Consider the following 14,878-nt stretch of genomic DNA (forward strand, 5'->3'; position numbering starts at 1 on the left):
CCGGGCGGGAGGCGCAAGTCAGACACTATGTCCGACCCACACCAAGCATAGCTCGCCCAATATCAGGAGATGGATTGCAGCAGCAACAGCAACTCGTTCTGGCTGTGGCAGTCGGTTTTCTTGAAGACCCCTTTGAGGGTCGAGCGGACTGTTTCCACCTTGACACCGCGCAGCTCGGCGATGTCGTTGCTGCTATAACCCTTGCTCATCAGCACCAACAACTCTTTCTCGCCGATGGTGAGGGGGTAAAGGCTCGCCAGTGCCTCGATATCGGGATTGAATGAGTGTTCGGGATCCCGCAGCACCACTTCCACATAACGCTCAAACCGGCTGAGGCCGCTCATCAGGGTGCACTGGATCAGCAAGGGCCTTAAATTGGCCTGACGGGGAATGGACATATAAGCGCTCGCTCCCGGCAACAGGTAAGCAAAGCCATTCAATATCTCTTTGAACTGGCGTTGCTGCTCCTTATTTTGCAGCGAGAAGATACCATTGATGGCCCGCAGCTCCACATTTTCATCTGAGATACGGTTGAAGGCCACATTGGAATAATGGATATGGCCTTTGTCATCGACGATGGCACTGGGCTTATTATGATTTTTAACCAGCTGCTGCAGCTGGTAGTTCTGGGTCTCCAGAGCCAGCAGATTCCAATAATGGTGGCTCCAGGCAGCCAGGCCGGAATAAACCTCTCCCAGTGAGGAGATATCCTGAGCACTGAAATCATCCTGGCTGGCACCACGATAGGTACACAGGCTGCTAAGGCCCCGCCCCTTCACCCGGCAGACGCCACCCGCCGCAAACTGGGCGCCGAAGCTGGCCAGCAATCCTGCCGAATTGGACAGGGTGGTGGCATTGACTATGCCCTGGCAGCCCTTGTCCAGATAATGATTGAACCACACATCCTGACGATGGTGTTGCACATAGAACTGCTGCTGAGCCTCGGTCAGGCCGCTTGAGAAGAGTTTTATCCCGTCGCTTTTGTCATCATCCCGTAACAAAAATAGCGAGGAACTCCCCGACACATCGGTGCGGAACTGATCCACCACCAACTTAATGTCAGAATCATTAATACCGCACTCATATAACTGGCTTATATAGGGCGATACCCTTTCCTTTACTAATGCCTTCACACCCGAACTCCTAATTCTTATTTTTATTGAGGAGGCATCTTACTCTGCAATGAGAAACGCGAAAAGTAGTCAAATGAACAAAGGTTTTATAACTGTTCCGTAAATAGTAATGATGAAACAACATAAGGGTGAGCGAAAGCGAAAATTTAAAATCCAAGTTAATGTTTTTTATGCTTTTTGTCGCTATGGATTTTTTTGTCGGTCTAAAGATTCCTGTCTCTGTGACATCCTGATTACCCGACAGGCCTCACATTTTATCCCTTTTGCCATGACAGCGGGTCCAGCCCGGATAAAAGCGCGACACCCTGCAACCCGCGGTGCTGCGATACCGGGTCTACGCAGACAAGCCACAGGTTATCTATTCCATCGTGCTGGCAAACCCTCATCCCAAAGAGCCGGGCAAGCCGTTAATTGTCTGGGTCCCCTCATAAAAGACTCAAGTTGAGCTTGTTTCTCAATAGTTAATTTTGTGTTTTGTTTGTGAACGCGGACGGGTATTGTATATACAATTCGTTAGATGGATATCGGACAGGTATCAACCACAAGGAGAGTGTATGGAACCGGAAAATGCATTGATAGCGCCCACCAGATCAGCGGCGGGGATCAAGCTGCTGCTAGCCAGCCTGTTTGGTATCGCCATCTTCTTCATCCCCTTTGAACTGGCAGGCCGCAGCACCATCATGGTGGACCACCTGGCCGGTTTTCTGATAGCGCAGCGCCCACTGGCGGTGGGGTTGATCCTGTTGCTGATTGGCTATGGTGCCATCACACCCTTGCTGGATGGTCGCTGGCGCGCCCGTCCCATCGACCGGCTTCTGAGCCTGTTCAAGCTGATCGGCCTGGTACTGGCACTCATGTATGTTGCCAATCTGGGACCGGCCTGGCTGATGACACCGGATCGTCTGCCCTTCCTGTTTGACAAGCTGGCCATGTCGGTCGGTCTTATCGTGCCCATTGGTGCCATGGCTCTTACTTTCTTGCTCGGCTTCGGTCTGCTGGAGCTGATAGGCGTACTGATGCAGCCCGTGATGCGGCCGCTGTGGCGCACGCCGGGGCACTCTGCCATTGATGCGGTCGCCTCTTTCATCGGCAGCTATTCGGTAGGACTGCTCATCACCAACCGGGTCTTTCTCGCGGGTAAATACACTGTGCGGGAAGCGGTCATCATTGCGACCGGGTTCTCCACCGTATCGGCCGCGTTCATGATCATAGTCGCCAAGACCCTCAACCTGATGGAACACTGGAACTTCTATTTCTGGTCCACCCTGGTGATCACCTTTGTCATCACCGCCATCCTGGCGCGCGTGCCCCCCATCTCCAACATGGCCCATCATGGGGAAACCGACGAACCATTGCCCGCCGGCAAGAACCGCTGGCAAGCCGCACTGGCATCCGGGCTGACCCAATCCAGCATGGCGCAACCCGTACTGCGCCAGTTGCAGGCCAACCTCAAGGATGGCCTGCTGATGGCGGCTGCCGTGGTGCCCACCATATTGTCGGTCGGTCTGCTCGGTCTGTTGCTGGCGCAGCACACACCGCTGTTCGACCTGCTGGGCTGGCTGCTGTGGCCGCTCACCTGGCTGCTGGAACTGGGCGAACCGCTGGAAACTGCCAGGGCACTTTCTGCCGGGCTGGCAGAGATGTTCTTGCCCGCCATTTTGCTCAAAGATGCCGACCTGCTGGTGCGCTATGTCACCGCAGTGGTATCGGTCAGCTCGGTTCTCTTCTTCTCCGCTTCCATACCCTGCATCCTGGCCACCCGGATCCCGGTGAGTGTGGGCCAGCTGGTGGTGATCTGGCTGCTGCGCACCCTGCTTGGCATAGTGCTTGCCGCACTGTGCGGCAAGCTTGCCATGGCAGCAGGCTGGCTGAGTTAAGCAAGGTGGCAACACCCTAGTGATGACGCGCAAGCGCGTGCACAAACCAAGAAGGCGCCCGAGGGCGCCTTCTTTTGGCTTAGGGACAGCCATTACACCAGCCCGGCACCGGGGCGCTTCATCGGAAAAAGCGCCATAAAAAACGCAGCTGACACAGATCCCTGTATCAGCTGCGTTCTGGTCACGCTTGATAGGGCTTGCGATGCCAGATGAGGAACGAATGAAACACCCATCCTGCGCCACATCGCAAGGAGCATCAGACCGATCTGGCCCTGAGCTCACGCCCCTATCGACGCATTGGATTTACGTCAGCATCCTTAGAAGGGCAGCTTCATGCCTGGGGGCAGTTGCATGCCACCGGTCAGCTCGCCCATCTTGCTCTTGCTCTGCTCTTCCACACGACGTACGGCATCGTTGACGGCAGCAGCAACCAGATCTTCGATCATCTCTTTGTCATCTTCCATCAGGCTCTGATCGATCTCGATGCGACGCACGCTGTGACTGCCAGCCATGGTGACCTTGACCATACCAGCACCGGCTTCGCCGACTACTTCCATCTCGGCAAGCTGCTCTTGCATCTTTTGCATGCGCTCTTGCATCTGTTGGGCCTGTTTCATCAGGTTCCCCATTCCACCTTTACCAAACATATGTCGTCTCTCGTCTTGAAATCCGGCATCCAGCGCCGGGCTGTGGGCTTGTTCTGTCCTAAATGGGGACAGGCAAACCCCTTTTCAACCGGGCACTGGGCCCGGCATGGGTTTTAACGAATCGTATTCAACTGCTCAGCGGCTCTATGCTCTCCTGGTGGAGCACGGCGCCAAACCTTTGTCTGAGAAATTGCACATTGGGATCCTGCTCCAGATCCCGGCTCACCTGCTCGCGCACCCCCAGATAGAGGCGATGCTCGATCTCAAGGGGGGTTTCCTGATCCGGCACAGTCCCCAGTGTCACCTCCACCTGCACGGCTTGGCCAAGCTCGGGGCCTATGATCTCGGCCAGATCGACACGGGCCCTGTCGCTGACCAGATGACGCTGTTCGGGTTTCAGGGTCAACAACACCTTGTCCCCCTGCCGGGTCATAACAGAGTTGATCGCAAGCTGACGCAGCCGGCCACCGACGCCGGTACGGGCAATCAACTCAGCCCAGGGATCGCCGCAATTGACCAGCAAGGAAGACGGGATCAGTCTGGCGACCTCTTCCCCCTCCTCGGGTTGGTTGTCGCTCTCCAGCTCATCCCAGTCGATGGTCTCCATCACGGAGGCAACCATGGGCGCTGGCTCGCTGGTAGCAACCGCTTGGGGCATCACGGGTGCGGCACTGGACACGGCAGGTGCTACCTGCGCCCTCGCGGCCGGCGTACCGTCCAGATCCCAGGGCGGCAGATCATCGGGGTTGGGGCGAGCCCTGGTGGGCGCCTGAGCCGGGGCAGCCTGATCATAGGCAGGCACGGCACTGGCTCCCGAAGCCACCGTCTGTGCCACATTCGCCATTGACGCACTGGCAGCAGACTCGCCAAAGCCTTGATTCAGGTACTCTTCATAGTCGCTGCCCCCCTCATCATACGCATCCAGCGGCGGCAATTCGTCATATGCCGTCACAGGGGCTGAATGATGGACAGGCACCACAGCCGCCCCTTGCCAGGGAGCTGATGGTGGCGTGACGGCTGGTTGCGCGACAGGGCGCCCCTCGGGCGCAGCCACCGGTTTGATGGGGGCAACACGCGGGGCCTGGGCTGTCGCAGGCTCGCTGCGCAATCGGCTGCGCAGCAGATTGCGCTTGCCAAGCAGGCTCTGCATGCTGGACGCGGCAGACGGCGCGGCTTCAGGCTCAACCACCGACTCGGCGATTATCTCAACCGGCACCTCGGTGGGTTGCTCAGCTGCCACTGCCATATCTGAAGGAAGGTGCTGCATCGCCTCATCGGCAACCACAACGGTGCTGATGATCGGGGTGCTCGGCGCATCCATGGCAGGCTGCGCCTCGTAACCCATCTGCTGCGCTTCGCGCAGCAACTCGTCCTGTTCTGCAAAGAGCGGCGCGCTCAGCGCATCGCTGGCCGTCTCCTGCTCATCCGTCTCGAGCACGGCATGCGCAACAAGGGGCACCATCCGGGTGGCGGTATGTTCTACCGACACGGACCCGGGGGCAGCAAGGGGAGCCACAATCGCAGTGGCCAGCGTCGGGGCGGAGTCAGCCCCGCGGGACTTTCCCAGCTGGGCCGGCGCGGCTCCCATCCCTCCCGCCATGGAGGGTGGCAGAGCCGTGAGATTGGCAGGATGCACGGCCTCACGACGCGGGGAGAAAGCCAGCATGCGCAAGCACGTCATCTCCAGCGAGGTGCGACCGTCCGGTGCCCAGGGCAAATCTTTTCGTCCCCCCAGCACGATTTGGTAGCAAAGCTGCACCTCTTCCGGGCTCATGGCTTGGGCAAGTTGCAGCAGAGACTCGGCATCGGCCCCCTGCTCCTGCACTGTGGCAGGCAACAGCTGCGCCATGGCGATGCGGTGCAGCAGCCCTTCCAGCTCGGCATGAAGCTGATCAAAGTCGGGACCCAGAGTAGCGATTTCCGTGATCTTGGCCATGGTGGCCGCCGCATCCTGGCGCAGGATCGCCTCCAGCAACTGGTGCAGGTGACGATGGTCCAGGGTGCCCAACATGGCCAGCACGCTTTCAAGGCGCACGCTGCCATTGCCATGGGCCAGCGCCTGATCGGTCAGACTCAGGGCATCGCGCATGCTGCCATCGGCCGCCTTGGCCAGGGCCAGCAGGGCACGCGGTTCGAACGGTTGAGCTTCCTGATCCAGCACCCACTCCAGCTGCTTGGCAATCTGGGTCTGATCCAGACTCTTGAGATGAAACTGCAAGCAACGGGAGAGAATGGTAATGGGCAGCTTCTGCGGATCCGTGGTGGCCAGCAGAAACTTCACATAGGGGGGCGGCTCTTCCAGGGTTTTGAGCAGAGCGTTGAAGCTGTGACGCGACAACATGTGCACCTCATCGATGAGATACACCTTGAAGCGGCCGCGGGCCGGGCGGTACTGCACGTTATCGAGCAGCTCGCGGGTATCTTCCACCTTGGTGCGGGAGGCGGCATCAATCTCCAGCAGATCGACAAAGTTGCCCTGATCGATCTCGCGGCAGGTGTCGCATACGCCGCACGGGTGACTGCTGATCCCCTGCTCGCAATTGAGACTCTTGGCCAGAATGCGGGCTATGGTGGTCTTGCCGACCCCTCGGGTACCGCTGAGCAGATAGGCATGATGCAACCTCCCCTGATCCAGGGCGTTGGTCAAGGCGGTCAGCACATGATGCTGGCCTACCACTTGTTCAAACGTATGGGGGCGCCATTTACGCGCCAGAACCTGATAGCTCATAAATCTCGATGCAGGGATAACAAGGCATTGAGGCAGAATGCTAACACAAATGGATGTTGGGCTGTATCGGCTATCGGCGAGGTCGGGAGGGATCGCTTGAATTTCAAACCGATGCCCGGACGGGCACCGGTTTCAAGACGCGCAACAGGCTGACGAGGCCTGCTTTGCATACTGGGGGATTATTATTCGCCGGCCAGTTCGACCAGTGAGACGACCTTGATGCCGGCCGCAGTCAGGCGGGCGTCACCACCCAGGGACGGCAGTGAGATGATGAAGGCCGCATCGGCCACCTCACCACCGGCACGGCGGATAAGCTTGACGGTCGCATCGACGGTGCCGCCGGTCGCCAGCAGATCGTCAACCACCAGCACCTTGTCGCCCGGTACTATGGCATCGGTGTGCAGTTGCAGGGTGTCGGTGCCGTACTCGAGGGCATAGGACTCTTCAATCACGGCGCGGGGCAGTTTGCCAGGCTTGCGCACAGGCACAAACCCCAAGCCCATGGCGAAGGCGACCGGCGCACCGAAGATAAAGCCGCGGGCTTCCGTACCGACGATCTTGGTGATCCCTTGATCACGATAATGCTCGGCCAGCAGATCGATGGTGGCCTTGAAGGCCTCCGCATTCTCTATCAGGCTGGTGATGTCACGAAACAGAATGCCCGGCTTCGGATAGTCGGGAATGGTCTTGATGCTCGCTTCGATAAATTTCAGGGTTTCCGGATTCATGGTTTGACCGTTTGTTTTTCGACCCAGATGGCCGTTTATCTCATCTTCCCGCCAGCGGGAAATAAAAAGGCCCATCACGCAACATGACAGGCCGACTCCATAGCATTATTGCCGCAATAGCTTAGGGACTTCACTTCTCCATTGCAACTGGCTCCAGTACTGGCAAACGTATTAACCAGGTGAGCAGGATCACCATTATGGCAATGAGCAGCAATCTGACCCACAGCAGAGGCACCACTGCCAGGGACACAGAGAAAGAGAGCAGGATAAAGACGACAGCGCGGCGGCGGGCATGGCGGCGAATGCCGCGGTGCAGCTGCCAGTCGACGATGGGCGGCCCGAACCAGGGGTGAGCCAGCAGCCAGCGGTGAAAGCGGGGAGAAGAACGGGCAAACAGCGCCGCCGCCAGCAACATGAAGGGAGTGGTTGGCAGCAGTGGCAGCACTATCCCGACAATGCCTGTCACGAAGGCCAACCAGCCCAACCCCATCAGACACCAACGTTTCATGGCCGCTCCTTTACAATGCACCTCTGCTTAGCCTAACAGAATTGGCCCAAAAGCCGACAACGTCGGCTATCTCCGCAGCAATCTGCGGCTCATCAGACTCAATGATGCTGCCAACGGCTATCGTCTCTGCAATCCCTTGCCTTCGGAACCGGTTATGCGCGTTATGATGTTCATCCCCTTGCGCTAGGTGGCTGATTCATCCCGACGTGTGGGCTGACGGCTGACAACGCCTCCCATTGCCTCTACAATCTGCCCTCTTTTTCTCCCCTTGCCTTCGGAACCGGTTATGCGCGTTATGATGTTCATCCCCTTGCACTAGGTGGATGATTCATCCCGACGTGTGGGCTGACGGCTGACAACACCGGCCATTGCCTCTACAATCTGCGCTCTTTTTTCTCCCCTTGTCTTCGGAAGCAGCTATGCGCGTTATTTTGGCCCCCATGCAGGGGGTGCTGGATCACCTGATGCGGGAGGTCCTCACCTCCGTCAACGATTACGACCTCTGCGTGAGCGAATTTATCCGTGTGGTCGATCAGCTGCTGCCTGCCAAGGTGTTTTATCGGATCGCACCCGAACTCAAGCAGGGCGGCAAGACCCGCGCCGGCACACCTGTGCGAGTACAACTGCTGGGGCAGCACCCTGAATGGCTGGCAGAAAATGCTGTGCGTGCCATCGAGCTCGGCTCACCGGGGGTCGATCTCAACTTTGGCTGCCCTGCCCCCACAGTGAACAAGAGCAAGGGAGGCGCCGTCTTGCTCAAGGAGCCCGAGGCCGTCTACCGTATCGTCAAGGCGGTACGTGAGGCGGTGCCCGCCCATCTGCCGGTCAGCGCCAAGATCCGCCTCGGTTACGATGACAAGGATCTCTACCTGGAGAATGCTCAGGCTGTCTATCAGGCCGGCGCCAACGAGCTGGCGGTACATGCCCGCACCAAGCGCGAAGGCTACAAGGCGCCGGCTCATTGGGAGTATGTGGACGCCATCCGCCGCGCCCTGCCCATTCCCGTCACTGCCAATGGCGAGATCTGGGATCACCAGGATGCCCTGACCTGCGCCAGTGTCTCCGGTTGCGACGCCCTCATGGTGGGCCGTGGCGCCATCTCCCTCCCCAATCTGGCCAACGTGATGAAGACCGGCTGCCCTCACATGAGCTGGGCAGCAGTGTTGCAGCTGATGGTGAATTACACGGAGCAGGATCTGGCGAGCGAGAAGGCGGATTACTATCCCAGCCGCATCAAACAGTGGTTCAGTTACCTCAAACGGGAATACCCGCAAGCCGACCTGTTGTTTCGTGATATCCGCCTGTTCAAGGAGACGGATCCCATTCGCGAGGCCCTGTTGCAAGCCACGAAAACTGTGATCTAACCGTCCTTTACTTGACGCATATCATCTTGATAATCCTGTCGCTTCCCTATACTGCCCTGGATTTGTAATTCGTCTGTTGGGGGCTAGTGTGTGTGAAATGACGCAAGCCCGGTTGGCCGTGTGGCGTGAACGCCTGCTGGCTGACTGGGCGCAAGTAAGAGGAGAGCTGATCGATCAGCTCAAAGCCTGCCGGCGTGACGAGTGGGCGGAAAAAGTGGATCACTGCGAGCGGGATCAGCTGGTTGACCTGACCAGTCGTCTCGATTTGCCCAAGGTGGAGCAGAGTGTGGCGAGCCTCAAGCGGATCGATGCGGCTCTCTGTCAAATGGATCTGGGCCTTTATGGTCTTTGCTCCGATTGCGAGGAGCCGCTCTCCATCGAGCAACTCGAGCAGGATCCGACCCTGCAACGCTGTCCGCGCTGCGAAACCCGTTATGACAAGGGGTTCCACGCTCACGAACTCTAAGGGATGCACATTCGTGCATCCTCTCTTCCCGACTGGTCAGGCTATCGCTTCTATCCAATAATCAACAACAACCGTGCTGAACAGGGATGTTTCCGTGTACAGAGTCTTGTTGTTATGGTGTTTGTGTTTCACCGCCTGGGCACAGGAGTCACTGAGCGTGGGCTGGTCAAGCTGGCACCCGTTCAGCTTTCGCGATGAACAACAGCAGTTGCAGGGGCTGGACATAGAACTGCTGGAGGCCATCTTCAACCGGGCCGACTTCGAAGCCCGCTATATCGAAATGCCCTGGGCCCGGACCCTGCGCGAGCTGGAGTTCGGCTCCCTCCAGATAACGATGACGGCCAACAAGACAGTTCAGCGGGAACAGTTTGCCCGCTTCTCCATCCCCTATCGCCATGAAAGCACAGTGCTGATCATCCGACGCCAGGACAAAGCACGCTGGCAAGGGGTCGACCAGCTATCCGAGCTGCTGCCTCTCACCCAATTCACCATAGGCGTGCTGCGCGACTTTGATTATGGGGCGGATTTTCGCACCTTCATGCAGGCACCCCAGGTGACGGACCGTCTGATCGTCAGGTTGCGGATGGAGCAATTGATCAAGCTGCTACTGGCGGGGCGCATTCAGGGGGTGGTCATGGATCCCATGGGCATGCAGGAGCTGGCCCTCGCGGGCATATCCCTCGATAAACTGACCACCTTGCTCGATATCCAGCAAAACCCCGTGCATTTGATGCTAAATCGCCGCACTACCACAGAGCCGCAGGTGCAGCGCCTCGATGAGGCCATACGGGCGCTGATGCAAAGCCCGCAATACGCCCAAATCCTTGCCCGTTATCACTACCCGCTACGCTGAGACCGATATAAAAAATGGGCCCAGCGGCCCATCTCTCTTTTGGTGTCTGTTATTGGGCCAGCAAATGACCCACCAGCTCATGACGCCACCCTTGCAGCAACATGGGCTTGTCGCTGCGGGCGCGCTCTTCATCGCTCATGCGCCAGCTCCAGGTGAAGTACTGGTGAATGATCTTCTTGCTCGCCACCAGTTCAGGCGGAATATTGCAGGCCTTGGCCTTCTCTTCCACCATCCCCTTGATGCGCTTGAGTTCAGCCTTGTACTGGGGATAATCCACCAGTCGGCGGATCGGCTCAGGCCAGCTATCCGGCTCGCTGCGCTGGGCCTGGGCCACTATGTCCAGCATCCGCTTGCCATGGATCTTGATTTCGATGGGGGCCAGACCCAATTCGTTGAGGTCGCGCAGGGAGGCCGGACGACGCTCGGCCACCTTGAACAGGTGCAGCTCCTTGACCACGAAGTTGAGAGCCAGATCCCGGCGCACCGCTTCCTGCTGACGCCAGGCAGCCAGCTCGCGCAGTATGGCCAGTTCGCGGCGCCCCAGTTGCCAGGCGTTGATAATGTCGAGATAGGCCTGTTGGGGATCGTTGCCCTGAGTTTTGCGAGCCGAGTGGTTCTGGCACTCCTGCTCGAACCAGGCGAATTTGCCGCTTTCGTGCAGTTTGGCCATCACCTTCTCGTAGAGGGGCATCAGGTAGAGCACATCGGCGGCTGCGTATTCGAGTTGACGTTCGGTGAGCGGGCGGGCGAGCCAGTCGGTACGCGCCTGATCCTTGACCAGTTCCACCCCGAGAAACTCCTTGGCCAGCGCACCAAAACCCACAGAGACACCATAGCCCAGGAAGGCCGTTGCCAGCTGGGTGTCGTGCATCTGATTGGGCAGGTGACCGGCTTCATGCTGGATCAGCTCAAGGTCTTCGCCGGAAGCGTGCAGTATGGCGATCTGCCCTGCCCGACCGAGCCGTTGCCAAAGGGGGGCGAGATCCAGGGTGAGTGGATCCAGCAACGCCAGATGCTCACCATCATAGATCTGGAACAGACCCAGCTGGGGGTAATAGGTGCGGGTACGAACGAATTCAGTATCGATGGCCAGGGGAACGTCGGCCAGGGAGGCGAGATACTGCTCCAGTTCGGCTTGCTGAGTGATAAGTTGATAGTGCATCGTTGCCTGCGCGTTGATCAGGGCCAAAAGAAAAAACCGTGGAATGACCCACGGTTTTGCATGACAGCGGCGGATCGCCCGTTATTGCTTGGCAATTTCCTCGTCGCGCAGCACGCGCCGCAGGATCTTGCCCACATTGGTCTTGGGAAGTTCGTCGCGAAATTCTACCAGTTTCGGCACCTTATAGGCAGTCAGATGTGTGCGGCAGTGGGCAATTATCTCGTCCTCCTGCAACTTTGCATCTTTCTTGACCACGAAGATCTTCACCAGCTCGCCGGATACCTTGTGCGGCACGCCGACCGCGGCCACTTCCAGCACCTTGGGATGGAGCGCCACCACGTCCTCGATCTCGTTCGGGTAGACGTTGAAACCCGAGACCAGGATCATGTCCTTCTTGCGATCAACAATCTTGAAAAAACCCTGCTCGTCACACACGGCGATATCACCGGTACAGAGCCAGCCATCCTGCATCACCTCGGCGGTGGCTTCCGGTCGCTGCCAGTAACCTACCATCACTTGCGGGCCGCGCACCTGCATCTCGCCCGGCTTGCCGAGCTCGGTGATCACCTGACCGGCGTCATCCACCAGCCGGATATCGGTAGAGCAGACCGGCAGACCGATGGAGCCGTTGTAATCGAGCAGATCGTAGGGGCAGACGCTCACCAGAGGGGAGCACTCGGTCAGCCCATAACCTTCCAGCAGCGGGGTATCGGTCAGCCCCTTCCACTGTTCGGCAACCGCCCGTTGCACCGCCATGCCCCCCCCTATGGTCAACTTGAGCTTGCCAAAATCCATCGACTGGAACTCGCCGTTGTTGACCAGGGCATTGAACAGGGTGTTGACCCCCGTGATGCAGGTGAAGGGGTATTTTCTGATCTCTTTGACAAAGCCCGGTATGTCGCGCGGGTTGCTGATAAGCAGGTTGTACCCGCCCAGGCGCATGAACAGCAGACAGTTCACCGTCAGGGCGAAGACGTGGTAGAGCGGCAGTGCCGTGACCACGAACTCCTTGCCACGCTCCAGCATGGGGCCGTAGACGCCAAGGCACTGCTCGACGTTGGCAATCATGTTGCGGTGGGTCAGCATGGCGCCCTTGGAGAGACCCGTGGTGCCGCCGGTATACTGCAGGAAGGCGAGATCGTCATTGGTGATCTCGGGCTTGATGTATTGCAGATAGCGCCCCTTGGCGAGGGCCTGGCGCATGGTGCTGGCATGGGGCAGGTTGTATTTTGGCACCAGCTTCTTGACGTATTTCACCACGAAGTTGACGAGCGTGCCCTTGGCCAGCCCCAGGTTGTCACCCATGCGGGTCAGGATGACGTGCTTGATCGGGGTGTCGTAGACCACTTTTTCCAATGTATGGGCAAAGTTGGAGACGATGACGATGGCCTTGGCGCCTGAGTCCTTGAGCTGATGTTCCAGCTCACGGGGGGTATAGAGGGGGTTGACGTTCACCACTATCATGCCGGCGCGCAGTATGCCGAACACGGCAATGGGATATTGCAGCAGGTTCGGCATCATGACAGCTACCCGATCACCCTGACTGAGCTTGAGCTCGTTTTGCAGGTAGGCGGCAAAGGCGCGGGACTGCTCTTCCAGCCGGCGGTAGGTGATGGTCTGCCCCATGTTGACGAAGGCAGGTTGATCGGCGAACTCGGTCACCGACTCTTCAAACATTTCGACCAGGGAGCTGTATTGGTCTGGATTGATCTCGGCGGGGACCCCTTCCGGATAACGCTTCAGCCAGACTTTTTCCACGAACTTCTCCTGCATAACTAGCACCTGTGCGCTCACTTTGTTGCCTCCGTCCCTGTTCACATCCATTTCAATTGGTTGTTTTAAGCTCATGCTCTAATGCCGCACATACTTACATAGGGCAACATCAATTAACAGCAAATTAACAACAGAAAATGTGAGGAGGAAGACAAACCTGGAATGATTCAAAGCCGGTGATTCTAACGAATTTGACAAAATTTTTCGATACAAACGGCGGTATCGGCCGAATTTTCCATATGAAAATGGTGGTTTCCCGCCAAAACGACCCTTTCTATCCGCTCGAATGCACCATGACGCAGCTGCCACTGCGCCAGCAGACTGGCAAAGCCCTGCTCACCCCGGATAAAGAGCACAGGACAACGGATGGCACGGATCAGCGCCTGGGCCTGGCCTTCGCTCATGCGTATCGGTGAGAGATCCCGCAGGCGGGGATCGCTGCGCCAATACCAGCGCCCTGCCCGTTCAACCAGCTGCCGTTCGCAGATAAGGCGGGCGGCCGATGGGGCTATATCCGCCACCTTGCAACGGGCCATTACCGCTTCGTCGATGGAGGCGAAACCATTGGGGGCTCGCTCGCGAGTACGGCTGCGATTCAAGATCGCTTTACGCAGTTGCTCCGGCACAGTGTCATCGGGCTGGGTCAGTGGTCCCAGCCCCTCCAGCATGATGAGTCGCTCAACCTGCTCGGGAAAGACACCGGCATAAGCAGAGGCGATCAGGGCACCGAGGGAGTGACCGAGCAGTATAAAACGGGACCAGCCTGCCGCCTGAACGATCTGGTAGAGATCATCGAGCCAGTCGACAAAAACATAAGGGGTAGCCTTGTGATCTGAATGACCATGACCCGGCAGATCGACACAGACCAGGTGAAAATCTGCCAGATAGGGTGCCAGAGACAGAAAGCTGGCGCCGTTGTCGAGCCAGCCGTGCAGCGCGATCAGCAGCGGCTTGCCCTGCTGACCAGGGGCCGGTTGTTCGTTCTCAAGCAAGGCCACCCGCCGACCATCGGCCAGGGTGACCATGTTTTCCTGCAGGGTGACAGTCATGAGCAACCTTAGCGGCGCAGCGGCCGTCTCGGCCAGAAGGGATCATAGAAGGGGTCGTAGAAGTAAGGGTCCATGTAGCGGATCTCCACCTCCTTCACCGGCGGCCACAGCTTGCTGGAGTTGGCATTGAGCACGGAGAAGCGATATTTGTGCTCGCCAATCTGGCTGTCTACCGGTTTGTCTATGGTACCCAGCACCGTCAGGCTGCGTCCCTTGGCGTAGAGGGTCGGATCGACAAATCCCTTCATGATGGCCAGAAATCGGCCCGGGCTCTGCTCGGTCTGCTCCGGCACGCCGTTGAACTTGAGCGGCAGATAGACCACCTCGACGACACTCTGATCCGCCTTGTTGTGTACCGCAGAAATGACCCCGCTCCAGCGGGCAGGCTTGCCTTCCTGACCAACCAAGCCGGGCTGATAAGCCACCAGCTGATTTGCGGGCTCATACGCCAGCTCCTTGGGTACCGAGCTGCATGCACCGAGCAGCAAGCCTGCCAACCCTATCACCATCGCACGCTTGATCATGTCACTCTCCTTTTTGGGATACAGATACCGGGCGCGTTACCAGCCCTGTGGGTATGCAGCAAGAGC

13 protein-coding genes are annotated in these 14,878 nt (G+C 58.2%); 4 read left to right on the forward strand and 9 right to left on the reverse strand.

Annotation, left to right across the window (positions count from 1 at the left end; all coding sequences use genetic code 11):
• Positions 1 to 62 precede the first annotated feature (62 nt).
• Positions 63 to 1,133 (reverse strand): helix-turn-helix transcriptional regulator, encoded by a 1,071-nt coding sequence (locus tag OKC28_RS08465; RefSeq protein WP_034523647.1) that lies wholly within the window; start codon positions 1,131 to 1,133, stop codon positions 63 to 65.
• A gap of 554 nt (positions 1,134 to 1,687) precedes the next feature.
• Here OKC28_RS08465 and OKC28_RS08470 point away from each other — a divergent pair.
• The gene (locus tag OKC28_RS08470; protein WP_270688701.1) at positions 1,688 to 3,010 is read left to right on the forward strand and encodes a YjiH family protein; all 1,323 of its coding nucleotides are present in this window, start codon (positions 1,688 to 1,690) and stop codon (positions 3,008 to 3,010) included.
• 317 nt (positions 3,011 to 3,327) lie between these two features.
• On the opposite strand, the gene OKC28_RS08475 is transcribed toward OKC28_RS08470, so the two are convergent.
• From OKC28_RS08475 to OKC28_RS08490, 4 genes are all read right to left on the reverse strand, one after another.
• On the reverse strand, positions 3,328 to 3,657 hold the full coding sequence (locus OKC28_RS08475; RefSeq protein WP_011898717.1) for a YbaB/EbfC family nucleoid-associated protein: 330 nt from the start codon (positions 3,655 to 3,657) through the stop codon (positions 3,328 to 3,330).
• A gap of 127 nt (positions 3,658 to 3,784) precedes the next feature.
• Positions 3,785 to 6,385 (reverse strand): DNA polymerase III subunit gamma/tau, encoded by a 2,601-nt coding sequence (gene dnaX, locus OKC28_RS08480; RefSeq protein ID WP_256688308.1) that lies wholly within the window; start codon positions 6,383 to 6,385, stop codon positions 3,785 to 3,787.
• Positions 6,386 to 6,567: 182 nt separating this feature from the next.
• The gene (gene apt / locus OKC28_RS08485; protein WP_005311419.1) at positions 6,568 to 7,113 is read right to left on the reverse strand and encodes an adenine phosphoribosyltransferase; all 546 of its coding nucleotides are present in this window, start codon (positions 7,111 to 7,113) and stop codon (positions 6,568 to 6,570) included.
• 130 nt (positions 7,114 to 7,243) lie between these two features.
• Positions 7,244 to 7,621 carry a YbaN family protein gene (locus OKC28_RS08490; RefSeq protein ID WP_005311418.1) on the reverse strand — a complete coding sequence of 126 codons (378 nt, stop codon included), beginning with the start codon at positions 7,619 to 7,621 and terminating at the stop codon, positions 7,244 to 7,246.
• Between the two features lie 419 nt (positions 7,622 to 8,040).
• On the opposite strand from OKC28_RS08490, the gene dusC reads away from it, so the two are divergent.
• The 3 genes from dusC to OKC28_RS08505 all read left to right on the forward strand — a co-directional run bounded on the left by dusC (position 8,041) and on the right by OKC28_RS08505 (position 10,304).
• Positions 8,041 to 8,985, forward strand: coding sequence for a tRNA dihydrouridine(16) synthase DusC (gene dusC, locus OKC28_RS08495; RefSeq protein WP_256688307.1), 945 nt, complete (start codon positions 8,041 to 8,043; stop codon positions 8,983 to 8,985).
• A gap of 97 nt (positions 8,986 to 9,082) precedes the next feature.
• Positions 9,083 to 9,451 carry a TraR/DksA family transcriptional regulator gene (locus OKC28_RS08500; RefSeq protein WP_021139343.1) on the forward strand — a complete coding sequence of 123 codons (369 nt, stop codon included), beginning with the start codon at positions 9,083 to 9,085 and terminating at the stop codon, positions 9,449 to 9,451.
• Positions 9,452 to 9,545: 94 nt separating this feature from the next.
• Positions 9,546 to 10,304, forward strand: a complete 759-nt coding sequence (locus tag OKC28_RS08505) for a substrate-binding periplasmic protein (RefSeq protein ID WP_256688306.1) — start codon at positions 9,546 to 9,548, stop codon at positions 10,302 to 10,304.
• Positions 10,305 to 10,353: 49 nt separating this feature from the next.
• Here the strand turns inward: OKC28_RS08505 and rnd are convergent, their stop codons facing one another.
• The 4 genes from rnd to OKC28_RS08525 form a co-directional block, all read right to left on the reverse strand.
• On the reverse strand, positions 10,354 to 11,466 hold the full coding sequence (rnd, locus tag OKC28_RS08510; protein WP_192896008.1) for a ribonuclease D: 1,113 nt from the start codon (positions 11,464 to 11,466) through the stop codon (positions 10,354 to 10,356).
• Positions 11,467 to 11,547: 81 nt separating this feature from the next.
• Positions 11,548 to 13,224: a long-chain-fatty-acid--CoA ligase FadD gene (gene fadD / locus OKC28_RS08515; protein WP_270688726.1), complete on the reverse strand. Its 1,677-nt coding sequence runs from the start codon at positions 13,222 to 13,224 to the stop codon at positions 11,548 to 11,550.
• Between the two features lie 197 nt (positions 13,225 to 13,421).
• Positions 13,422 to 14,288: an alpha/beta fold hydrolase gene (locus tag OKC28_RS08520; protein WP_256688305.1), complete on the reverse strand. Its 867-nt coding sequence runs from the start codon at positions 14,286 to 14,288 to the stop codon at positions 13,422 to 13,424.
• An 8-nt stretch (positions 14,289 to 14,296) separates the two neighbouring features.
• Positions 14,297 to 14,812 carry a Slp family lipoprotein gene (locus OKC28_RS08525; RefSeq protein WP_059112007.1) on the reverse strand — a complete coding sequence of 172 codons (516 nt, stop codon included), beginning with the start codon at positions 14,810 to 14,812 and terminating at the stop codon, positions 14,297 to 14,299.
• Between the last annotated feature and the right edge of the window lie 66 nt (positions 14,813 to 14,878).

Source organism: Aeromonas sp. D3 (assembly GCF_027705025.1).
Taxonomy (GTDB): Bacteria; Pseudomonadota; Gammaproteobacteria; order Enterobacterales; family Aeromonadaceae; genus Aeromonas; species Aeromonas salmonicida.